The sequence below is a fragment of the Pseudomonas sp. LY-1 genome (genome assembly GCF_053502595.1).
In genome coordinates, this window is record NZ_CP094353.1 from 5,887,958 (window position 1) to 5,911,214 (window position 23,257).

General features: G+C 59.4%; 21 protein-coding genes. 5 read left to right on the forward strand and 16 right to left on the reverse strand.

Annotated features, from left to right (window positions below):
• Positions 1-18 precede the first annotated feature (18 nt).
• From glmM to rlmE, 4 genes are all read right to left on the reverse strand, one after another.
• Entirely contained in the window at positions 19-1,356 is a 1,338-nt protein-coding gene (gene glmM / locus MOQ67_RS27020; RefSeq protein WP_017847420.1) for a phosphoglucosamine mutase, read from the reverse strand.
• A 16-nt stretch (positions 1,357-1,372) separates the two neighbouring features.
• Entirely contained in the window at positions 1,373-2,224 is an 852-nt protein-coding gene (gene folP / locus MOQ67_RS27025) for a dihydropteroate synthase (RefSeq protein WP_169884830.1), read from the reverse strand.
• An 8-nt stretch (positions 2,225-2,232) separates the two neighbouring features.
• Positions 2,233-4,143, reverse strand: a complete 1,911-nt coding sequence (gene ftsH, locus MOQ67_RS27030; protein WP_017847418.1) for an ATP-dependent zinc metalloprotease FtsH — start codon at positions 4,141-4,143, stop codon at positions 2,233-2,235.
• Positions 4,144-4,343: 200 nt separating this feature from the next.
• Complete coding sequence (rlmE, locus tag MOQ67_RS27035) at positions 4,344-4,994, reverse strand: 23S rRNA (uridine(2552)-2'-O)-methyltransferase RlmE (protein ID WP_017847417.1); 651 nt, start codon at positions 4,992-4,994, stop codon at positions 4,344-4,346.
• Between the two features lie 105 nt (positions 4,995-5,099).
• On the opposite strand from rlmE, the gene MOQ67_RS27040 reads away from it, so the two are divergent.
• On the forward strand, positions 5,100-5,408 hold the full coding sequence (locus MOQ67_RS27040) for a YhbY family RNA-binding protein (RefSeq protein WP_017139256.1): 309 nt from the start codon (positions 5,100-5,102) through the stop codon (positions 5,406-5,408).
• 9 nt (positions 5,409-5,417) lie between these two features.
• Here MOQ67_RS27040 and MOQ67_RS27045 read toward each other — a convergent pair whose 3' ends face one another.
• The 8 genes from MOQ67_RS27045 to grpE form a co-directional block, all read right to left on the reverse strand.
• A complete protein-coding gene (locus MOQ67_RS27045) occupies positions 5,418-5,822 on the reverse strand; it encodes a hypothetical protein (RefSeq protein ID WP_017847416.1) in 405 nt (134 codons plus the stop codon).
• Positions 5,823-5,850: 28 nt separating this feature from the next.
• Positions 5,851-6,327, reverse strand: a complete 477-nt coding sequence (gene greA, locus MOQ67_RS27050) for a transcription elongation factor GreA (RefSeq protein WP_017847415.1) — start codon at positions 6,325-6,327, stop codon at positions 5,851-5,853.
• Entirely contained in the window at positions 6,324-9,545 is a 3,222-nt protein-coding gene (carB, locus tag MOQ67_RS27055) for a carbamoyl-phosphate synthase large subunit (RefSeq protein ID WP_017847414.1), read from the reverse strand. The genes greA and carB overlap by 4 nt, the downstream gene beginning before the upstream one ends.
• Positions 9,546-9,650: 105 nt before the next feature.
• The gene (gene carA, locus MOQ67_RS27060) at positions 9,651-10,787 is read right to left on the reverse strand and encodes a glutamine-hydrolyzing carbamoyl-phosphate synthase small subunit (protein WP_026140083.1); all 1,137 of its coding nucleotides are present in this window, start codon (positions 10,785-10,787) and stop codon (positions 9,651-9,653) included.
• 259 nt (positions 10,788-11,046) lie between these two features.
• Positions 11,047-11,853, reverse strand: a complete 807-nt coding sequence (gene dapB / locus MOQ67_RS27065; protein ID WP_026140082.1) for a 4-hydroxy-tetrahydrodipicolinate reductase — start codon at positions 11,851-11,853, stop codon at positions 11,047-11,049.
• Positions 11,854-11,863: 10 nt separating this feature from the next.
• The gene (dnaJ, locus tag MOQ67_RS27070) at positions 11,864-12,988 is read right to left on the reverse strand and encodes a molecular chaperone DnaJ (RefSeq protein WP_017847411.1); all 1,125 of its coding nucleotides are present in this window, start codon (positions 12,986-12,988) and stop codon (positions 11,864-11,866) included.
• 316 nt (positions 12,989-13,304) lie between these two features.
• Entirely contained in the window at positions 13,305-15,221 is a 1,917-nt protein-coding gene (gene dnaK / locus MOQ67_RS27075) for a molecular chaperone DnaK (protein ID WP_017847410.1), read from the reverse strand.
• Positions 15,222-15,323: 102 nt separating this feature from the next.
• Positions 15,324-15,884 carry a nucleotide exchange factor GrpE gene (gene grpE / locus MOQ67_RS27080; RefSeq protein WP_017847409.1) on the reverse strand — a complete coding sequence of 187 codons (561 nt, stop codon included), beginning with the start codon at positions 15,882-15,884 and terminating at the stop codon, positions 15,324-15,326.
• A gap of 254 nt (positions 15,885-16,138) precedes the next feature.
• Here grpE and recN point away from each other — a divergent pair, with 254 nt between their 5' ends.
• On the forward strand, positions 16,139-17,812 hold the full coding sequence (gene recN / locus MOQ67_RS27085) for a DNA repair protein RecN (protein ID WP_046382039.1): 1,674 nt from the start codon (positions 16,139-16,141) through the stop codon (positions 17,810-17,812).
• An 89-nt stretch (positions 17,813-17,901) separates the two neighbouring features.
• On the opposite strand, the gene fur is transcribed toward recN, so the two are convergent.
• Complete coding sequence (gene fur, locus MOQ67_RS27090; RefSeq protein WP_026140081.1) at positions 17,902-18,306, reverse strand: ferric iron uptake transcriptional regulator; 405 nt, start codon at positions 18,304-18,306, stop codon at positions 17,902-17,904.
• Positions 18,307-18,404: 98 nt separating this feature from the next.
• Between fur and MOQ67_RS27095 the strand changes: the two genes are divergently transcribed.
• A complete protein-coding gene (locus tag MOQ67_RS27095; RefSeq protein ID WP_017847406.1) occupies positions 18,405-18,932 on the forward strand; it encodes an outer membrane protein assembly factor BamE in 528 nt (175 codons plus the stop codon).
• Between the two features lie 63 nt (positions 18,933-18,995).
• Here the strand turns inward: MOQ67_RS27095 and MOQ67_RS27100 are convergent, their stop codons facing one another.
• A complete protein-coding gene (locus tag MOQ67_RS27100) occupies positions 18,996-19,298 on the reverse strand; it encodes an RnfH family protein (RefSeq protein WP_104904440.1) in 303 nt (100 codons plus the stop codon).
• The gene (locus MOQ67_RS27105) at positions 19,291-19,725 is read right to left on the reverse strand and encodes a type II toxin-antitoxin system RatA family toxin (protein ID WP_017847404.1); all 435 of its coding nucleotides are present in this window, start codon (positions 19,723-19,725) and stop codon (positions 19,291-19,293) included. Before MOQ67_RS27105 ends, MOQ67_RS27100 begins: the two co-directional genes overlap by 8 nt.
• A 168-nt stretch (positions 19,726-19,893) precedes the next feature.
• Between MOQ67_RS27105 and smpB the strand changes: the two genes are divergently transcribed.
• Positions 19,894-20,376, forward strand: a complete 483-nt coding sequence (gene smpB / locus MOQ67_RS27110; RefSeq protein ID WP_017847403.1) for an SsrA-binding protein SmpB — start codon at positions 19,894-19,896, stop codon at positions 20,374-20,376.
• Between the two features lie 38 nt (positions 20,377-20,414).
• Here the strand turns inward: smpB and MOQ67_RS27115 are convergent, their stop codons facing one another.
• Positions 20,415-21,182: an FCD domain-containing protein gene (locus tag MOQ67_RS27115; RefSeq protein WP_017847402.1), complete on the reverse strand. Its 768-nt coding sequence runs from the start codon at positions 21,180-21,182 to the stop codon at positions 20,415-20,417.
• Between the two features lie 261 nt (positions 21,183-21,443).
• Between MOQ67_RS27115 and MOQ67_RS27120 the strand changes: the two genes are divergently transcribed.
• On the forward strand, positions 21,444-23,138 hold the full coding sequence (locus MOQ67_RS27120; protein WP_017847401.1) for a lactate permease LctP family transporter: 1,695 nt from the start codon (positions 21,444-21,446) through the stop codon (positions 23,136-23,138).
• Positions 23,139-23,257 lie beyond the last annotated feature (119 nt).

Sequence of the window (23,257 nt, forward strand, 5' to 3'; positions counted from 1 at the left end):
ATCACTGGCAAGCCGAATTCAGGAGCAAACTTCAGTTACTAGTTTTGCCAGGTCTTCGGCATGCCCGCGAACCAGGGTTTCGTCCTCACCTTCGACCATGACGCGCACCAGCGGCTCTGTGCCGGACTTGCGCAGCAACACGCGCCCACGCCCCGCCATTGCCAGGGTCACGCGCTCGCAGGCCGCTTTGACAGCCGGGTGTTCGATTGGGTTGTCGCCACCGGCAAAGCGCACATTGAGCAGCACTTGCGGGCACTTGCGCAGGGCTTGACGCGCCTGGGCCAGGCTTTCCTGGCGACGGCGCAACGCCAACAGCACCTGCAGCGCGGCGATGATCGCGTCGCCCGTGGTGGTGTGCTGGAAGCACACGACATGCCCGGAGTTCTCGCCACCAATCTGCCAATTGCGCTCCAGCAGTTCGGCAATCACATAACGATCCCCGACATTGGCACGCACAAAAGGAATGCCCAGCTCGCCCAATGCCAACTCCAGCCCGAGATTGCTCATCAGCGTACCGACGACACCACCCTGCAAGCGGTTACGCTCATGCAGGTCGCGGGCAATGATGAACATCAAGTCATCGCCATCAACCACGGCGCCGGTGTGATCCACCATCAGCACGCGGTCGCCGTCGCCATCAAAGGCAATACCCAGGTCGGCATGCTCGGCCAGGACGGCAGCCTGCAATTGCTCCATATGCGTGGAGCCGCAGTTTTCGTTGATGTTCAACCCGTTAGGCTGGGCCGACAGTACCGTCACTTCCGCACCCAGCTCCTTGAACACGCTCGGCGCCACTTTATAGGTCGCACCATGGGCACAGTCGACGACGATCTTCAGCCCGGCGAAATTGGTGCTGCTTGGCACACTGCTCTTACAGAATTCGATATAACGGCCAGAGGCGTCGTTGATCCGCGACACCTTGCCCAGCTTGCTGGACTCGACCACCGTCATCGGCGCATCCAGCAGCTCTTCGATCATCAGCTCGATCTCATCCGGCAGCTTGGTGCCCTGCCCCGAGAAGAACTTGATGCCGTTGTCATCATGAGGATTGTGCGAAGCACTGATCACAATGCCGGCTTCGGCATGGAAGGTACGCGTCAGGTAAGCGATCGCCGGGGTCGGCATCGGGCCCAGCAGCATTACATCGGCACCGGCGGCGGACAAACCGGCCTCCAGCGCAGACTCAAACATATAGCCTGAGATACGCGTGTCCTTGCCCACCAGGATGCGGCACGCGCCCATGCTGCGGAACGCCATGCCTGCCGCCCAACCCAGCTTGAGCATGAAATCGGGGGTAATCGGAAACTCGCCGACCCGACCACGGATACCGTCGGTGCCAAAGTATTTCTTTGTCATAAGTGCTCCATCATTCTTATTCGGCCGATTCTACTGCGGCAATCATGCGGACAACATCCACGGTCTCAGCGACATCATGCACACGCAAGATACGCGCACCCTTGGTCACAGCAAGTGCCGCCAGCGCCAACCCACCATAAAGCCGCTCGCCCACCGGGCGATTCAGCGCCAGACCTATCATGCTCTTGCGCGAAACGCCGACCAACAAAGGTCGACCCAGGGCATGCAAGGCTTCCATATGCTTGAACAGACTTAGATTGTGCTGCAGGGTCTTGGCGAAACCAAACCCCGGATCGAGGATGATCTTGTCGGCAGCGATCCCTACGGCGGCGCATTGAGCAATGCGATCAGCCAGGAACCCGCTCACTTCGCCAACCAGATCATCGTAGTGCGGATTGTCCTGCATGGTGCCGGGCTCGCCCAGCATATGCATCAGGCACACCGGCAGGCCGGTCGCCGCGGCGGCGTCCAGCGCGCCATCACGCTGCAACGAACGCACATCGTTGATCAGCCCCGCACCCAGGCGCGCCGTTTCGCGCATCACCGCCGGGGTCGATGTATCCACGGAAATGATCACATCCAGCTCGCGAGCGATGCGCTCGACGATCGGCGCCACCCGCTCCAGTTCCTCCACGGGAGAAACCACGCGAGCACCGGGCCGGGTCGACTCGCCGCCGACATCGATCAAGGTCGCACCCGCCACCACCATCGCCTCGGCGTGACGCAACGCAGCATCGAGCTGATTGAAGCGACCACCATCGGAAAAGGAATCGGGGGTTACATTAAGAATGCCCATGACATGCGTATGGGCCAAATCAAGAACCCGGCTGCCGCAAGGCAACCGGGTGGAGGACGACGCAAAAGTCATTTCAAACCTTAGTGGTCAGCTGCAGGACCGCCGATCGGGTTTTCGGGGCGTTCGTTCTGAACCACTGGCGGCGTGCCAGAGGTGCCCGAACCACCTTCCCAATCGCGAGGTTCACGCGGTGTACGGCCCGCCATGATGTCGTCGATCTGATCGGCATCAATGGTTTCGTACTTCATCAGCGCATCCGCCATGGCATCCAGCTTGTCGCGGTTGTCGGTGAGGATCTGCTTGGCCGTGCCGTAGCACTGGTCAATGATGCTGCGCACTTCGGAGTCGATCAGCTTGGCTGTCTCACCGGAGAAGCTGGCACTTTGACCGCCACCGCCACGCCCCAGGAACACTTCACCTTCTTCCTCGGCGTACATCAAAGGACCGAGTTTTTCCGACAGGCCCCATTTGGTCACCATGTTCCGCGCAATCTGGCTGGCACGCATGATGTCGTTGGAAGCACCGGTGGTGACACCGTCGAAGCCCAGGGTCATCTCTTCAGCAATCCGGCCGCCGTACAGCGAGCAGATCTGACTGATCAACGCACGCTTGGAGAGGCTGTAGCGATCCTCTTCCGGCAGGAACATGGTCACACCCAGCGCCCGACCACGAGGAATGATCGACACTTTGTAGACCGGGTCATGCTCAGGCACGACGCGCCCTACGATAGCGTGACCAGCTTCGTGATAAGCGGTGTTCTGCTTCTCTTTCTCGGACATGACCATGGATTTGCGCTCGGCGCCCATCATGATCTTGTCTTTGGCCAGTTCGAACTCTTTCATTTCCACGATGCGCTTGCCGGTACGGGCCGCAAACAGCGAAGCCTCGTTCACCAGGTTGGCCAGGTCGGCACCGGAGAAGCCAGGCGTACCGCGGGCAATCACGGCCGGAGCGACGTCGTCGCCCATGGGCACTTTACGCATGTGGACTTTCAGGATCTGTTCACGACCACGGATATCCGGCAAGCCCACCACAACCTGACGGTCGAAACGGCCTGGACGCAGCAATGCAGGGTCCAACACATCCGGACGGTTGGTTGCGGCAATGACGATGATGCCGTCATTCATTTCAAACCCGTCCATCTCCACCAGCAACTGGTTGAGGGTCTGCTCACGTTCATCGTGACCACCGCCCATGCCAGCACCACGATGGCGACCAACGGCGTCGATTTCATCGATGAAGATGATGCATGGCGCGTGTTTCTTGGCCTGCTCGAACATGTCGCGAACACGGCTGGCACCAACGCCGACGAACATTTCGACGAAGTCCGAACCGGAAATGGTGAAGAACGGCACCTTGGCTTCACCGGCAATCGCCTTGGCCAGCAAGGTTTTACCGGTACCCGGCGGGCCGACCATCAGCACACCGCGTGGAATGCGGCCACCCAGGCGCTGGAACTTGCCCGGATCACGCAGGAACTCGACCAGCTCACCCACTTCTTCCTTGGCTTCGTCGCAACCAGCGACGTCAGCCAGGGTGGTCTTCACCTGGTCTTCGGAGAGCAGGCGCGCCTTGCTCTTGCCGAAACTCATCGGCCCGCCCTTGCCTCCTGCACCGCCTTGCATCTGGCGCATGAAGAACATGAACACGGCGATGATCACCAGGATCGGGAAGCTCGCCACCAGGAGTTGAGTCCAGATGCTCTGCTGCTCAGGCAGCTTGCCTTCGACGATTACGTGGTTATCCACCAGGTCGCCGATCAGACCGTTGTCCTGGATTGCCGGACGAATGGTCTTGAAGCCGTCGCCATCGTTGCGCTTGCCGGTAATCACGTAGCCATCAACCGCTACGCGCTCGACCTTGCCATCCTTAACTTGCTGGATGAAGTCGGAATAGTTGAGGGTCTGCGGCTCGTTAGGGCTGGAGAAGTTGTTCATCACCGTCACCAGGACAGCCGCGATGATCAACCACAGGATCAGATTCTTTGCCATATCGTTCAATTAACTACCCTCTGAAGCAAGCTCCGCTACTGGCGCGCGCTTCGCATGATATTCACCAGCCTAACTTACTACATTACCTACAACTCTGGCAGGCGCCGTCTGTAACCCTTTGTGAAACTTTGACTACACAATATTCGTAAAGCTTCGTGACGAAAGCGATATAAAAAAACCTATCGACTCCCCTCAAACCTTCAAAGGCGCTCATCACTCGCTGCACCTTCGATACCGCGGAACCCCCGCGCCAGCAGATATTGCTCGCGAGACCGATCCCGTGAGGAGTCCGGTTTGCGCATCTGCACCTTATCGAACAGCTTGCGGATGTTCTTGTGGTACTCGTCGAAACCCTCGCCCTGGAAGACCTTGACCAGGAAATCACCACCCGGACGCAATACCCGCCCCGCCAGATCCAGCGCCAACTCGCACAGAAACATGGCTCGCGGCATATCAACAGCCGGTAATCCACTCATATTGGGGGCCATGTCGGAAATCACAAGGTCCACCTGCGAATTTCCCACAGCCTGCAGGATCTCAGCTAACACCGCGTCCTGGGTAAAGTCACCATGGACGAAGGTCACATCCGGGATGCTGTCCATCTCCAGGATGTCGGAAGCGATCAACCGGCCTTGCCCGCCAATCAGACGACTGGCCACCTGGGACCAGCCACCCGGGGCGGCGCCCAGGTCGATCACGCTCATGCCGGGACGGAACAGTTTGTCCTTGTCCTGAAGCTCCAGCAGCTTGTAGCTGGCCCGGGAACGGTAGCCGTCCTTTTGCGCCTTTTTGACGTAAGGGTCGTTGAAATGCTCTTGCAGCCACTTAAGGCTAGTTTTGGAACGGGCCACGGGCCACCTCGAAAATAAAACGGGTCGTGATTAACTGGGCGGTCCCGGACTCGCTCGGGTAAACTGGCCGCCGCTTTTTACAAGATCAGACGCAGGGGTCAGATTATGCCGCTCACTCAAGAGCAGAAGAAACAGTACAAATCCATTGGCCACCATCTGAAACCAGTTTTGATCGTGGCCGACAACGGTTTGACTGAAGGTGTGTTAGCCGAACTTGAACGCGCATTGGGCGATCACGAACTGATCAAGATCAAGGTCAACATCCTTGACCGCGAAGCGCGCCTGGCCGCCATTGCAGAACTGTGCAAGGTTGGCAAGGCAGACCTGGTTCAGGTCATCGGCAAGATGGCACTGCTGTATCGCAAGAACTTCAGCGTCAACAAGCAACTGTCGAACGTTCATCGCTTCAAATGACAACAAGGGTCACGGGCGTGCTTCGCGCGCCCCGCCACTCCACCCAGGCGCCGGTTGCATCACCAGCACCAAGCCGGAAAACCCTAGCACAAGATAGCTGAATAGCTGCCAGCGCAACGCTTCCGGCAGCCACACATGCACGATGCAATACATTGCACATGCATACAGCGCCATCAACAGCAGTTGGCCGCGAATATCCCGCCACAAACTCCCCAAGCCTTCGGCCTTGATCAGCACCAGCGCCTGAAGCGTCACGCACGCCGCCGCAAAACCCACCAGCAGCGCACTCAGTAATCCATCGATCTCATCGATCAACAACGGCGCCAGGCCAATCAGGCCCAACGCCGGTAACACGCCAATATGCAACAACCACAGGCCGCCCACCCACAGCATCTGGGCAAACTGCCAAAGCATGGCGCCCGCACGAAGCGGGCGCCGCCTTTCAGACATGGCGAACTTCAACAATCTCGTACTCGATCACGCCACCGGGCGTTTTCACAACCACCACATCACCCTCTTCCTTGGCAATCAAGGCACGGGCCAGTGGCGAACCGACGGAGATCTTGCCGAGTTTGAAGTCAGCTTCGTCTTCACCGACGATGTGGTACACCACGCTTTCGTCGGTTTCGACATTGGCGATTTCCACCGTGGTGCCGAAAATCACTTTGCCGGTGTGCGGGATGGTCGTGACGTCGATGATGACCGCATTCTGCATACGGCCTTCGATGTCACGGATCCGCGCCTCGACCATACCCTGCTGCTCGCGGGCAGCGTGGTATTCGGCGTTTTCCTTCAAGTCACCCAGCTCGCGGGCCGTACCGATGTCCTGGCTCAGCTTTGGACGTACGACCTTGGTCAGATGGGCGTGCTCCTCTTCCAGGGCCTTGGCGCCCCGAACGGTCATTGGGTATTTGATCATGCCTTCAATCCTGCGTGTAGATCCTGCAAGCGACGCACGGTCTTTTCCGGACCGAACTTGAGCGCTTCGCAGATAGCTTCGCCAGCAGCAATGGTCGTGGTGCAGTAGATCTTGTGCTGCAAGGCATTACGACGAATGGAGTAAGAATCCGCAATCGACTGACGACCCTCAGTGGTGTTGATGATCAGAGTGACTTCGTCATTCTTGATCATATCGACCACATGCGGACGGCCTTCCGTCACCTTGTTCACGCGACGCACTTTCAGACCCGCCGCTTCAATCAGCCTGGCGGTCCCGGCGGTGGCCACGATCTCGAAGCCCAAGTTGATCAGATCACGGGCCACGCCTGCAACCAGTGGCTTGTCATCGTCGCGCACGCTGATGAAAGCAGTACCGCCGGTCGGCAGCACTTCGCTGGCGCCCATCTGGGCCTTGGCGAACGCTTCACCGAAAGTATCGCCCACGCCCATCACTTCACCGGTGGACTTCATCTCTGGGCCCAGGATCGGGTCCACGCCAGGGAATTTGGCGAATGGGAACACCGCCTCTTTCACGCTGTAGAAGTTCGGAATGATTTCCTTGGTGAAGCCGATTTCCTTCAGGGTCTTACCGGCCATCACGCGGGCAGCGATCATGGCCAGGGACACACCGATGCACTTGGACACGAACGGCACGGTACGCGAGGCGCGCGGGTTGACTTCGATGACGTAGATGTCTTCGCCTTGCAGCGCCAACTGTACGTTCATCAGGCCGACCACACCCAGTTCCAGGGCCATTTTCTTGACCTGTTCGCGCATCTCGTCCTGGATGTGCAGTGGCAGCGAGTAAGGCGGCAGCGAGCACGCGGAGTCACCGGAGTGAACGCCCGCCTGTTCGATGTGCTGCATGATTGCGCCGATGACCACGTCAGTACCGTCGCAAACCGCATCCACGTCCATCTCGATGGCGCAGTTGAGGAAGTGGTCCAGCAGCACCGGGCTGTCGTTGGACACTTTCACCGCATCACGCAGGTAACGCTTGAGTTCTTCTTCTTCGTAGACGATTTCCATCGCCCGACCGCCCAGTACGTAGGACGGACGCACCACCAGCGGGTAGCCGATCTTGCTGGCCGCACGCAGGGCTTCGTCTTCGCTGCGCACGGTAGCGTTTGGCGGCTGACGCAGGTTCAGGCGCTCGACCATTTGCTGGAAGCGCTCACGGTCTTCGGCACGGTCGATGGCGTCTGGGCTGGTGCCGATGATCGGCACGCCAGCGGCTTCGAGGGCGCGAGCCAGTTTCAGCGGGGTTTGGCCGCCGTACTGGACGATCACGCCTTTAGGCTTCTCGACGCGCACGATTTCCAGCACGTCTTCCAGGGTGACCGGCTCGAAGTACAGGCGGTCGGAAGTGTCGTAGTCGGTGGAAACGGTTTCCGGGTTGCAGTTGACCATGATGGTCTCGTACCCGTCTTCGCGCAGGGCGAGGGCGGCGTGTACGCAGCAGTAGTCGAACTCGATGCCCTGGCCGATACGGTTCGGACCGCCACCCAGGATCATGATCTTGTCGCGGCCCGACGGCGCGGCTTCGCACTCTTCCTCGTAGGTGGAGTACAGGTAGGCGGTGTCGGTGGAAAACTCGGCGGCGCAGGTGTCAACGCGCTTGTAGACCGGGAAGATGTCCAACTTGTGGCGATGAGTGCGCAGGTTTTTCTCAGTCACACCCAGCAACTTGGCCAGGCGCTGGTCGGAGAAACCTTTGCGCTTGAGGCGGAACATGGTGTCGCGGTCGATGCTGGCCAGACCCAGGGTCTTGACCTTCTCTTCTTCCTTGATCAGATCTTCGATCTGCACCAGGAACCACGGATCGATCATGTTCATGCCGAAGATGTCTTCGACGGTCATGCCGGCGCGGAACGCGTCAGCGACGTACCAGATACGCTCGGCACCCGGCACGGTCAGCTCGCGCTTGAGCACGCTCATGCTTTCCGGATTGCTCAGGTCGAGCTTCTCGTCCAGGCCGCAAACGCCGACTTCGAGGCCGCGCAGGGCTTTCTGCAGGGATTCCTGGAAGGTCCGGCCAATGGCCATGACTTCGCCGACCGACTTCATCTGGGTGGTCAGGCGCGCGTCAGCCTTGGGGAACTTCTCGAAGGCGAAACGTGGCAGCTTGGTCACGACGTAGTCGATGGACGGCTCGAAGGACGCCGGGGTCTTGCCGCCGGTGATGTCGTTCGACAGTTCGTCCAGGGTGTAACCCACAGCCAGCTTGGCCGCGACCTTGGCGATCGGGAAACCGGTGGCTTTCGAGGCCAGGGCCGACGAACGGGACACACGCGGGTTCATCTCGATCACGACCATGCGGCCGGTGTTCGGGCAGATACCGAACTGCACGTTGGAACCGCCAGTCTCCACGCCGATCTCGCGCAGTACCGCCAGGGAGGCGTCACGCAGGATCTGGTATTCCTTGTCGGTCAGGGTCTGTGCCGGAGCAACGGTGATCGAGTCACCGGTGTGCACGCCCATCGGGTCGAAGTTCTCGATGGAGCAGACGATGATGCAGTTGTCCTTCTTATCGCGGACAACCTCCATCTCATATTCTTTCCAGCCGATCAGGGATTCGTCGATCAGCAGCTCTTTGGTCGGCGACAGGTCCAGGCCGCGGGCGCAGATTTCTTCGAACTCTTCACGGTTGTACGCAATACCGCCACCGGTGCCGCCCATGGTGAAGGACGGACGGATGATGCACGGGAAGCCCAGGGTCTCGAGGACCGCATTGGCTTCTTCCATGCTGTGGGCGATACCGGAACGCGGGCACGCCAGGCCGATGGACTTCATCGCCTTGTCGAAGCGCGAACGGTCTTCGGCCTTGTCGATGGTGTCGGCGTTGGCACCGATCATCTCAACGCCGAATTTTTCCAGGATGCCTTCGCGCTCCAGGTCGAGGGCGCAGTTCAGGGCGGTCTGGCCGCCCATGGTCGGCAGCAGTGCGTCCGGACGCTCTTTCTCGATGATCTTGGCAACGGTCTGCCACTTGATCGGCTCGATGTAGGTGGCGTCGGCCATGGCCGGGTCGGTCATGATGGTGGCCGGGTTGGAGTTCACCAGGATGACGCGGTAACCCTCCTCGCGCAGGGCTTTACAGGCCTGGGCGCCGGAGTAGTCGAATTCGCAGGCCTGGCCGATCACGATCGGGCCAGCGCCGAGAATCAGGATGCTTTTTATGTCTGTACGTTTTGGCATGGGTTTGTCACTCAAATCCGCAGGTCAGTCGGCAAGCCGTCTTGAACAATCTTTGAAGAGCCTGCGGGGGCCACCGACAGTCGGGGCCGCCCGCAGGCCGCTCAGTCAGCGTCGCTTGGCCATCTCATTGATGAAACGGTCGAACAGCGGCGCTACGTCGTTCGGGCCCGGGCTGGCTTCAGGGTGGCCCTGGAAGCTGAACGCACTCTTGTCGGTGCGCTCGATGCCTTGCAGGGAACCGTCGAACAGCGACTTGTGGGTCGCACGGACGTTGGCCGGCAAGGTCGTTTCATCCACCGCAAAACCGTGGTTCTGGCTGGTGATCATCACTACGCCGGTGTCCAGGTCCTGTACAGGGTGGTTCGCGCCGTGGTGGCCGTGCCCCATTTTCAGGGTCTTGGCGCCGGAGGCCAGAGCGAGCAGCTGGTGGCCCAGGCAGATACCGAACACCGGGATCTCGGTCTCCAGCACGTCCTTGATCGCCTTGATGGCGTAGTCGCATGGCTCAGGGTCACCCGGGCCGTTGGACAGGAACACGCCGTCCGGCTGCAACGCCAGGACGTCGCTGGCAGGGGTTTGCGCCGGCACCACGGTCACGCGGCAACCGCGCTCGACCAGCATGCGCAGGATGTTGTACTTGATGCCGTAGTCGTAGGCCACTACGTGGTAGGGCAGATCAGCGGCGTCGATGGTCGCGTGGCTGTCGGTCTTCAAGTCCCAGACAGTGGAGCGCCAATCGTACTGTTCCTGGGTGCTGACGACTTTCGCCAGGTCCATGCCCTTCAGGCCAGGGAAGCCTTGCGCCGCAGCAATTGCCGCAGCCTCGGAGATATTCTCACCGACCATGATGCAGCCGTTTTGCGAGCCTTTTTCACGCAGGATGCGTGTCAGGCGGCGCGTATCGATACCGGCGATCGCCACAACGTTGTTGGCTTTCAGGTAATCGGACAGCGACATCGTGCTACGCCAGTTGCTCGCAACCAGTGGCAGGTCACGAATCACCAGGCCCGCGGACCAGACACGATTGGACTCGACGTCTTGCGGTGTAGTACCGGTGTTGCCAATGTGCGGATAAGTCAGGGTAACGATCTGTTGGGCGTAGGAAGGATCGGTAAGGATTTCCTGATAGCCGGTCATGGCAGTGTTAAACACCACCTCTCCAACGGTTTGACCGTCGGCTCCAATGGCTTCGCCGCGAAAAATGCTGCCATCAGCAAGGGCGAGTATGGCTGGCTTAGTCAAGAAGACCTCCCGTAAATAAAGCCTGAAAGGGCGATCGCAGGTTGTAAAAAAGCGGAGTGACGTATGGACACGTCACCCCGCTTTTTCACTGAATTATTCTGCGCGCTTTTAGTGGACACACTAAAGCTGTAGCTTACAGAAAAAGGCTGTTTTGGTCCACCGCTAATGAGCCTTAAAGGCAGGAGAATGCGACAGGACGTCGCTTAGCGGGTAAAAACGGGGCCTTAGGATAATCCCGAGGCCCCATTTTAGCTACTGATTAGTGCAGATCCAGCACATCGCGCATGTCATACAGACCCGGCGCACGCCCATCCAGCCACAGCGCGGCACGCACCGCACCCTTGGCGAATGTCATGCGGCTGGAGGCTTTGTGCGTGATTTCCAGACGCTCGCCTTCAGTGGCGAACAGCACGGTGTGATCACCGACGACATCGCCACCACGAACGGTGGCAAAACCAATGGTGTCACGCGCACGCGCGCCGGTATGACCTTCACGCCCGTACACCGCCACCTTCGACAAGTCGCGACCCAGGGCATCGGCGATAGCCTCACCCATGCGCAACGCGGTTCCCGACGGCGCATCGATCTTGTGGCGATGATGGGTCTCGATGATTTCGATATCCGCCTCATCGCCCAGCACGCGCGCCGCCAGATCCAGCAGCTTGAGCGACAGGTTCACGCCCACGCTGAAGTTGGCGGCAAACACGATGGGAATATCCTTGCCCGCCTCGACCAGCAACTGTTTCTGCTCAGCGCTCAAGCCGGTGGTGCCGATCACCATGGCCTTGCCCGCCTTGCGGCAGAACGCCAGGTTTTTCAGCATCACGTCCGGCAGCGTAAAGTCGATCAGCACGTCGAATTCGTCCGCCACCTGCTCCAGGTTGCCGGACAACGACACGCCGATACGCCCCAGCGAAGCCAGCTCACCGGCATCGGCGCCGATCAGCGTACTGCCTGGGCGAACGATCGCCGCGGTCAGGCCGGAGGCCGGCGAGCGCTGCTGTACCGCTTCGATCAGGGTTTTACCCATGCGCCCGGCAGCGCCCATTACGGCTATACGTCGCATACTCAATTCCTTACAAGTCGCCGAAGAAGCGCTTCACGCCATCGAAGAAGCCCGTGGTTTTCGGCGAGTGGGAGTCGTCTCCTTCCAGCGAACTGCGGAACTCTTCGAGCAACTCGCGTTGGCGACGGCCCAGATTGACCGGCGTTTCCACCGTGACACGGCACATCAGGTCGCCCGCACCGCCACCACGCACCGGCGCCACGCCTTTGCCACGGATACGGAACTGCTTGCCGGTCTGCGTCCCCTCAGGGATCTTGAGCTTGACCCGACCATCCAGGGTCGGAATCTCCAACTCGCCGCCCAGCGCCGCGTCGACGAAACTGATCGGCACTTCGCAGAACAGGTGCTTGCCGTCGCGCTGGAAGATCGAGTGCTCGCGCACATTGATCACCACATACAGGTCACCCGTCGGGCCACCCTGGGTCCCCGCCTCGCCTTCGCCCGACAGGCGAATGCGGTCACCGGTATCCACGCCCGCCGGTACTTTGACCGACAGGGTTTTGTACTCTTCGACACGCCCTTCACCATGGCAGGCATCGCACGGGTCAGAGATGATCTTGCCTTGGCCTTGGCACCGCGGGCAGGTTTGCTGCACCGAGAAGAAGCCCTGCTGCATGCGGACCTGACCGATACCACCGCAGGTCGGGCAGGTGATCGGCGAGGAGCCTTTCTTGGCCCCCGAACCGTCGCACGGCTTGCAGTTGACCAGCGTCGGCACGCGGATATTTACGCTGGTGCCGCGCACGGCTTCTTCCAGGTTCAGTTCCAGGGTGTAGCGCAGGTCGCTACCGCGCTGGGCACCGCCACGCTGACCGCCGCGGCCACCACCGAAGAAGTCGCTGAACACATCGCCGAAAATATCGGAGAAGTTCTGGCCGCCGAAGCCGGCACCGCCGCCACCCATGCTCGGGTCGACGCCGGCGTGACCGTACTGGTCGTAGGCCGCACGCTTGTTGGGATCACACAGGCATTCGTAGGCCTCGTTGGCCTCTTTGAACATTTCTTCGGATTCTTTGTTATCCGGATTACGGTCCGGGTGGTGCTTCATCGCCAGGCGACGGTAAGCCTTCTTCAGGTCCGCCTCGCTGGAACCGCGCTCCACACCCAATACTTCGTAATAGTCACGCTTTGCCATAAGTCTTTGCACTCTTAAGGACGTTCAGCCAGACCCTCCTGAGCCTTGCCGAACTCGTTGAGCCCCAATACAGGCCCGGACCCAACTCACGTCAATTCAACGATCCTGGTCATAACTGCTTTCAGCCAGGGACCCGGCCAAAAACGCGGTGACTGTCGCCGGAAAGCAGGAGCATTCCCGATCACACCGCCAGCATCCGAGCCTTGTCGCATGCTGTAAAAATTCGCATACCCCAGACACGCCAACGCGGGAGCAAGCTCCCGCGCGGCGACATCCTACCAGTCACCGCTTGATAGCGGTCAACCGGCCAAGCAGATTACTTCTGCTCTTTGACTTCTTCGAACTCGGCATCGACAACGTCATCGTGCTTGGCTTCAGGCTCTGCCTGATGCGCGGCACCGTCAGCTGGCTGACCTTGCTCGGCGTACATTTTCTGAGCAACCGGCGCGGAGACCTTCGACAGTTCCTCAACCTTGGCTTCGATGGCCGCCTTGTCGTCGCCTTTAACTGCGGCTTCCAGGGCAACCAAGGCCGCTTCGATTGCGGTCTTCTCTTCGGCAGTCACTTTGTCGCCAGCTTCAGCGATCATTTTGCGCGTCGAGTGAACCAGTGCGTCGCCCTGGTTACGGGCAGCCGCCAACTCTTCGAACTTCTTGTCAGCCTCGGCATTGGTTTCCGCATCACGAATCATCTGCTGAATTTCTTCATCAGACAGACCGGAGTTGGCCTTGATGGTGATCTTCTGCTCTTTGCCGGTAGCCTTGTCTTTGGCGCCTACGTGCAAGATGCCGTTGGCGTCGATGTCGAAGGTCACTTCGATTTGTGGCACGCCACGTGGTGCTGGCGGAATCTCGGCCAGGTCGAACTTGCCCAGGGACTTGTTCTGCGCCGCTTGCTTACGCTCACCTTGCAGCACGTGAATGGTCACGGCGCCCTGGTTGTCATCGGCCGTCGAGAACACTTGCGATTTCTTGGTAGGAATCGTGGTGTTTTTCTCGATCAGCGCAGTCATCACGCCACCCATGGTTTCGATACCCAGGGTCAGCGGGCTGACGTCCAGCAGCAATACGTCTTTCACGTCGCCGGCCAGTACCGCACCCTGGATGGCAGCACCCATGGCAACAGCTTCGTCCGGGTTCACGTCTTTACGTGCTTCTTTGCCGAAGAACTCGGTCACCAACTTCTGAACCAGTGGCATACGGGTCTGACCGCCGACCAGGATCACGTCGTTGATCGCACTCACTTCGATGCCGGAGTCTTTCAGCGCGATGCGGCAAGGTTCGATGGTGCGCTGAACCAGGTCTTCAACCAGCGCTTCCAGCTTGGCGCGCGAGATCTTCACGTTCAAGTGCTTAGGACCGGTAGCGTCTGCAGTGATGTACGGCAGGTTAACGTCGGTCGACTGAGCCGAAGACAGCTCGATCTTGGCTTTCTCGGCAGCTTCTTTCAGACGCTGCATGGCCAGCGGGTCACCCTTGAGGTTCATGCCGCTTTCTTTCTTGAACTCGTCAACGAGGTAGTCGATCAGACGGATGTCGAAGTCTTCACCACCCAGGAAGGTGTCGCCGTTGGTGGCCAACACTTCGAACTGGTGCTCGCCGTCAACTTCCGCGATTTCGATCACGGACACGTCGAAGGTACCGCCACCCAGGTCATAAACGATGACAGTGTGGTCGCCCTTGGCTTTGTCCATGCCGTAGGCCAGAGCGGCTGCGGTTGGTTCGTTGATGATACGTTTTACGTCCAGGCCCGCGATGCGGCCGGCGTCTTTGGTCGCCTGGCGCTGGCTGTCGTTGAAGTAGGCCGGAACGGTGATCACCGCTTCAGTCACGGCTTCACCGAGGTAGTCTTCGGCGGTTTTCTTCATCTTTTTCAAGATTTCAGCCGAGATCTGTGGCGGCGACATTTTCTGGCCGTTCACTTCAACCCAGGCGTCACCGTTGTCAGCCTTGGCGATTTTGTAAGGGACCATCTTGATGTCTTTCTGTACGACTTCTTCCTCGAACTTACGCCCGATCAGACGCTTCACCGCGTACAGGGTGTTGTGCGGGTTGGTCACCGCCTGACGCTTGGCCGACTGACCGACGAGGATTTCGCCGTCGTTGGCGTAAGCAATGATCGACGGCGTAGTACGCGCGCCTTCGGCGTTTTCGATGACTTTTGCAACGCCGTTTTCCAGCACGGAGACGCAGGAGTTGGTGGTCCCCAGGTCGATACCGATAATTTTGCCCATGATTTACTCTCCCGAAACTTGAATTTGGATGCCGCAGCAGTGGTGGCTAACTGCGGTAGCACTTAAACGCTTGACTTATAAATGGGGGCCTTGCGGCGTATTTCAAGCCTGCTCATCAATCGAAGGTGAAACCGGTGCAGGCGCCTTGCTGACCACGACCATTGCCGGACGCAGCAGGCGACCGTTGAGCTGGTATCCCTTCTGGAATACTTTCAACACGCTGTTTGGCTCAAGGTCATGACTTTCCTGCATCGCCATGGCCTGGTGATGCTCGGCATTGAACGGCTCGCCGCCTTGCGGATCGACAGCCTCCAACTGATAACGCTTCAGGGTGTCCTGGAACATTTTCAGGGTCAGCTCGATACCTTCACGCATCGGGCGGATGTTTTCGTCGTCCGGGTTGGACAACTCAAGGCCGCGCTCCAGGCTGTCGATGATCGGCAACAGATCACCGGCGAATTTTTCCAGCGCGAACTTGTGGGCCTTTTCTACATCCTGCTCGGCACGGCGGCGGACGTTCTGCAGATCGGCGGCAACACGCAAAGATTGATCCTGCGCAGCGGCCAATTGCTCTTCGAGCACTTGCACACGAGTCGCCAGCTCATCACCGGCAGCCGAATTGGCGTCTGGAGTTTGCGTATCCTGCGTCTGTTCGTCAGCCATAGATTTCTCCTTTCAAAATCATGCGCGAACTCAACTCGCGCTTCTGTTCCGGTATATGGGGCCACAATTTCCAGGTTCAAGGGTGCGGGCGTCACCAAAAGTCTTTCATCTGATCCAGATCAATTCCGACCCATTCATTCCTCTTCGCACTAAAAAAAACATCGAAGCAAGCAAATCGAGCTAAGCGCCAGGATTGTCAGCCCGGAACAAAACACTGTATAAATAACCAGACCTAAAGCCTGGGAGCGGCCGTCATGCTCGTGCACCTGTCCGTACATAACTACGCCATCGTTGAACATCTGGATCTCGAACTGGATCGCGGGATGAGCGTAATCACAGGCGAAACCGGCGCCGGCAAGTCGATCATGCTCGACGCCCTCGGCCTGACCCTGGGCGACCGCGCCGACAGTGGCGTGGTACGCCCCGGCGCAGACAAGGCCGACATCCTGGCGACCTTCGACCTGGCGGACATCCCCGAAGCCGAAGCCTGGCTTGCCGAGCGCGACCTTAATAATGAAGGGCCGTGCATCCTGCGCCGGGTCATCACCGCCGAAGGCCGCTCCCGTGGCTACATCAACGGCACGCCCTGCCCGCTGGGTGACTTGAAAGCCCTGGGCGAGCTGCTGATCGATATCCACAGCCAGCACGAACACCAATCCCTGCTCAAAACCGACACCCATCGCCGCCTGCTCGATGAATACGCCGGCGCCACCGACCTCGCCCGCCAGGTCCAGCTCGCCGCCCAACGTTGGCGCCAGACCCGCCTGGAACTGGAGCGCCTCTCCAATTCCGGCGACGAGCAACGCGCACGCCACCAATTGCTCAGCTATCAACTCGAAGAGCTCGAAAGCCTTGGCCTCGGCGAAAGTGAGCTGGAACAGCTTGAGCAGGAACACAAGAACCTCACCAACGCCGAAACCCTGCTGGGTATTTGCCGCCAGGTGGTGGAGCAATGCAGCGAGAGCGACTCGGGCAATGTGCTCAATGCACTGACCGTCAGCCTCAATCGGCTGTCCAGCGTGAACAATGCGTCCGGCTCGCTGAATGAAGCCACGACCTTGCTGACCAGTGCGCAAATCCAGGTAGAAGAAGCCGTAGGCGAACTGAACCGCTTCCTCGATCACTTCGACGCCGACCCGGCACGCCTGCAGGAAATAGAAGAACGCCTGGACACCATCTACACCCTGGCGCGCAAACATCGGATCCAGCCGACTGAAGTGGCAACGATGCAGCAGAAGCTGCTGGATGAAATCGAAACCCTGAACGCGAATGACGAGTCCATTGAGCGCCTGGGCGACGAACTGGCTTCTTTCGCCCGCCATTACCAAGAGAAGGCCCGCGAACTGAGCGATCTGCGCCATCAAGCCGCCACGAGCCTGGCCAGCGCGGTCGAGCAGGAAATCCAGCGCCTCGGCATGCCCGGCGGCCGCTTCACCATCGAACTGCACAGCAATACCAGTGCCGAACTGCAGCCCCACGGCCTGGAACAGGTAGAACTGCTGGTCAGCGCCAACCCAGGGCAACCGCTCAAAGCGCTGGCAAAAGTCGCCTCCGGGGGCGAACTATCGCGGATCAGCCTGGCGATTCAGGTGATCACCGCCCAAACCTCACGGGTGCCGACGCTCGTCTTTGACGAGGTGGACGTTGGCATTGGTGGCCCGACCGCAGAAATTGTCGGCCAACTGCTGCGTCGCCTGGGGGATCGCGGCCAGGTACTGACGGTTACCCACTTGCCCCAGGTAGCCGCCCAAGGGCATCAGCATTTGTTTGTACACAAAGTACGCGGCAGCGATGCGACACACACGGCGGTGTCCAAGCTGAACAAGTCGGAACGCGTGGAGGAAGTCGCGCGCATGCTCGGCGGTATCGACCTGACCAAGGAGTCCCTGGCCCACGCGAAGAAAATGGTGGTGGCGGCGAAGGCCTGACCGAACCGGCAATTTTCTCTCTGTAGAAAGCACGAAGGCGACCCGGGGGTCGCCTTCAATCGTTCCGCAGAGCGAATCTGCGTCGATTTTTACTTTTTCTTACGTACGTAAAGAACCAAATTGTGGTCCGACAGATCGTAGCCATGCTCCTCGGCAATTGCCTTCTGCAGCCGCTCGATTTCCGGGTTGGTGAATTCGATAACCTCACCAGTGTCCACGTCGACCATGTGGTCGTGATGACCACCATCAGCCAATTCGAACACTGCGTGACCGCCGTCGAAATTATGACGAACCACCAGCCCCGCGGCTTCAAACTGGGTCAGCACGCGGTAAACCGTGGCCAGGCCAACGTCCTCATTGGACTCCATCAGCGCCTTGTAAACATCCTCGGCACTCATGTGGCGCTGCTCAGCAGAATCGAGCATTTGTAGAATCTTGACGCGTGGCAGAGTCACTTTAAGACCGGCTTTGCGTAGTTCGCTATTTTCAACCATGGTTAGCTTTCTCGCGGATGCTGCTTCGCAGCTTCTCTTAATACGGGTATGATCGGCGTTTACGTTGTCCCAGCCAAGATAGTGGAAGTCGCCCACCGATGCAAAACACCAAGCTCTTGCTAACCAGTTTCACCTTTGTGGGACTGCTCGCACTCGCCGGTTGTTCATTCCCCGGGGTTTACAAAATCGACATCCAGCAGGGCAATGTCGTCACGCAGGACATGATAGACCAGTTACGCCCGGGAATGACCCGACGGCAAGTACGGTTTATTATGGGTAACCCCCTGCTGACTGACACTTTCCACGCCGATCGCTGGGATTATCTCTACAGCATCCAGCCTGGGGGCGGTGAACGCCAACAGGAACGCGTCAGCGTCATCTTTAATGGCAATGATCAACTGGTCAGTCTGTCCGGCGATTTCATGCCCGGCGTAAGCCGCGATGACGCCTTGCTGGGCAAGGATAACGGCACCAACGTGACTGCGCCTGCGCAGGAAGCCGAGAAGCCAAAATCCGAAGTACCGGCCAAGCCTGGCTCATTGCTCGACAAGATCCAGAAAGACGTCGACCGCGTACAAACAGTTCCAGTCCCGACGCCACAGCCTCTGGACACCAGCCCGCAGTAAGTTTGCGACGCTCGATAAAAAGCCCGGCATGCCGGGCTTTTTGTTGCCTGCAGATTCGCCGGCCTATGAACGCTGTTGCTTGGCCAACGCCGCCTTGGCCGCACGCAGCCGCCGCACTTCTTTGGGGTCGGCCAGCAGCGGGCGGTAGATCTCTATACGATCACCTGACTGCACGGTGCAGGTATCGGGGTCGACCACTGCCTTACCGAATACCCCCAACGGGCAATCAGCAAGGTTCACCTCAGGAAAGTGCGCAGCAATCCCCGACGCCTGCACCGCAACCCGCAGGCTCGTACCCGCTGGCACCGCAACCGCTACCAACACCTGGCGATCCACGCCGGCATACACCACTTCAATCTCAACCATGCAGTTGCTTGGCTCGCTGACAGAATGCGTCGACCAGGGTATTGGCCGCCTGATTGAACAAAGGCCCCAGCGTCGCCCGCACAATGGGCCCCGCATAATCGAAAGACAGATCCAGGCTGATCTTGCAGGCTTTCTCGGTCAACGCCTTGAACACCCAGACACCATGCAATTGGGTAAACGGCCCTTCCTGCAGATTCATTTCAATGGACTTGCCCGGCACCAGGACATTGCGTGTCACAAAGTGCTGGCTGAGCCCCCCCTTGGCCACCCCGACACTGGCAACCATGTGCTCATCACCGCCTTCCAGCACCTCGGCGGTCGAGCACCAAGGCAGGAATTCCGGGTAACGCGCCACGTCGTTGACCAGGTCATAAAGCACCTGGGCCGGATAGGGCAGCAGGGCCGAACGTTGAATATGCGTCGTCATGTGAGCGTTATTTCCACAGCTGAGCGGCAAACATCGCGAAAGAACAACCCGATCCGCGAGAGAAAAAAACCAAAGAACTGCCGGTATTGTCCGGGATTCGTCCAACACGCTCAAGCACGCAGGTTGACCGTAGCCGACACGCTCGCAACGCCCTATAATGCCGCCCCTATGGCTAAACAAAAGAAACACCCCACAGGGACCATCGCGCAGAATAAAAAAGCGCGACACGATTACTTCATCGAACATCGGTTCGAGGCTGGTCTGGTCCTGGCCGGCTGGGAAGTAAAAAGTCTGCGTGCCAGCAAGCTGCAACTGGTCGACAGCTATGTGCTGCTCAAGGATGGCGAGGCATGGCTGCTCGGCAGTCATATCACCCCGCTGACCACCGCGAGCACGCACGTGATTGCCGACCCGGTACGCACACGCAAGCTGCTGCTCAATGCCCGCGAACTGGACAAGCTCGCCGCCGCCGTACAGCAGAAAGGCTATGCCTGCGTCTGCCTGTCCTGGTATTGGAGCAAGCATCTGGTCAAGTGCGAGATCGCACTGGGCAAAGGCAAGAAGGAATACGACAAGCGTGACACCGAGCGCGAGCGCGATTCCGACCGCGAACTGCATCGCGCCGTGCGCAACAAGGGCAAGGAAGAATAATCCTTGTGCCGCTGTAGCCTAGGGCGCTTGGCCCCTGGCTACATGCCCTTGCGCCGCGCCGCCCGGGCCACGCGCTGAACTTCCTGACGTACTTCCTCCAACACCTCCTGCACATACAACAGGTGACGTGTTGAGACTTCCCGCGCTTGCTCGGCCCGCCCCTCGATGATCGCCAGGTACAAATCCCGGTGCTGACTGATCAGCATATCTCGGGTTTCCGTGCGCTGCTGGTACATGCCGCCAATGTTGGTCACCACGTTCCGCTTGAGCAGGTCGAACAACCCGCGGATGGTGTGCAACAGCACAGCATTGTGGCTGGCCTCGGCGATGGCCAAGTGAAACCGCGCATCCGCGGCCCCCTCCTCTGCGCGGCTGACCTTATCGTCGCGCGCGTAACAATCCTGTAGCGCTTCAAAGGCTGCCGTCAGCCGCTCACGGTCGACTTCGGTAGCACGCAATGCCGCGTAATAGGCACAGGACGCTTCGAGGGTTTGGCGAAACTCCAGCAAATCACGCTGCGCCTCGGGATTGTTTTCCAGCAGGTGCAACAACGGATCGCTGAACGTCGAGCCCAACGAATCAGACACATAATTGCCACCGCCCTGGCGACTGACCAGCAACCCCTTGGCCGCCAGTTTCTGAATCGCCTCACGCAGCGAGGGGCGCGAAACGCCGAACTTTTCAGCCAACGCGCGCTCGGCCGGCAAGCGCTCGCCCGATTTCAGCGTGCCCTCAAGGATCATGCCCTCAAGCTGCTCGACAATATCGTCAGACAAACGGCGCTGACGCACCTGATCAAACCCCATAACTCTCTCTCCACGATCCCGACCACTCGCCGGGGCCTCTATTCTGGCCTATCGCAACGCTTGCAGCACCCATCAGAACATCTTCGATTGATGCGATCAGAGCGCCCGCCCTCCCGCTTAAGAGCAAAGTTTCGCAGGCGGCAAATTGACACATACCTGCCTAGGCTTTTACTCTAGCCAACAGCGGCTGTAAATTGGTATTACCAATTACCCAAGCCGACTAAAATGTGCCTAACCAACAACAATTAGGGGCCACCCCATATGCAAACCTGGCAACAGCTCTACAGCCCGCTCGGCAGCCTCGGCCTGTCCGCACTGGCCGCCGTTATTCCAATCGTATTTTTCTTCCTGGCTCTGGCCGTGTTTCGCCTTAAAGGCCACGTCGCCGGCAGCATCACGCTGGCGCTGTCGATCCTGGTGGCGATCTTTGCCTTCCAGATGCCGGTGGACATGGCACTGGCCGCTGCCGGCTATGGCTTTGCCTATGGCCTGTGGCCCATCGCCTGGATCATCGTCGCTGCGGTATTTCTGTACAAACTGACGGTCAAGAGCGGCCAGTTCGAGATCATCCGCAGCTCGGTACTGTCGATCACCGACGACCAACGCCTGCAGGTCTTGCTGATCGGCTTCTGCTTCGGCGCCTTCCTGGAAGGTGCCGCCGGCTTCGGTGCTCCTGTGGCGATTACCGCCGCGCTGCTGGTCGGCCTGGGCTTCAACCCGCTGTACGCCGCCGGCCTGTGCCTGATCGCCAACACCGCGCCCGTCGCCTTCGGTGCCCTCGGGATTCCGATCATCGTCGCCGGGCAAGTGACCGGCATCGACGCATTCAAGATCGGCGCCATGACTGGTCGCCAATTGCCACTGCTGTCGCTGTTCGTTCCGTTCTGGCTGGTGTTCATGATGGACGGCCTGCGCGGCGTGCGCGAAACCTGGCCGGCCGCCTTGGTGGCAGGCTTGAGCTTTGCCATCACCCAATACTTCACCTCCAACTTCATCGGCCCGGAACTGCCGGACATCACCTCGGCCCTGGCCAGCCTGGTTTCCTTGACTCTGTTCCTGAAAATCTGGCAACCCAAGCGCACCGCCGGCGCGCAGATTGCCGGTGCGACCTCCAGCGCAACGATCACCGCCAGCGCCGGCGGCTTCGGCCTGCCACGCAGCACTGTCGCTTCGCCCTACAGCCTGGGGCGAATCTTCAAAGCCTGGTCGCCGTTCCTGATCCTGACCGTGCTGGTGACCATCTGGACCCTCAAGCCCTTCAAGGCGATGTTCGCCGCTGGCGGCTCAATGTACAGCTGGGTGTTCAACTTTGCGATCCCGCACCTGGACCAACTGGTGGTCAAGGTTGCGCCTATCGTGACCAACCCGACGGCCATCCCCGCGGTATTCAAACTGGACCCGATTTCAGCGACCGGCACTGCGATTTTCTTTTCCGCGCTGATCTCGATGCTGGTATTGAAGATCGACATCAAAACTGGTCTTACCACTTTAAAAGAGACCTTCTACGAACTGCGCTGGCCGATCCTGTCCATCGGCATGGTGCTGGCATTCGCGTTCGTCACCAACTACTCGGGCATGTCCTCGACCATGGCATTGGTCCTGGCCGGCACCGGCGCAGCCTTCCCGTTCTTCTCGCCGTTCCTCGGCTGGCTGGGGGTTTTCCTGACAGGCTCCGACACCTCGTCCAACGCCCTGTTCAGCTCGTTGCAAGCCACCACCGCCCACCAGATCGGTGTCAACGACGTCCTGCTGGTCGCGGCAAACACCAGCGGCGGCGTGACCGGCAAGATGATTTCGCCGCAATCGATCGCTGTGGCCTGCGCCGCTACCGGCCTGGTCGGCAAGGAATCCGACCTGTTCCGCTTCACCCTCAAGCACAGCCTGTTTTTCGCCACCATCGTCGGGCTGATCACACTGGCCCAGGCCTACTGGTTCACCGGCATGCTGGTGCATTGAGACCACAGGTAATCACGCAATAACCGACGCCGAACCGCGATTTCGGCGTCAGCTCTCCACAACCCTTCTGCCGGGCCGCTGAACACGCTGCGGCCCTGATGGACGGACAACCGGGACCA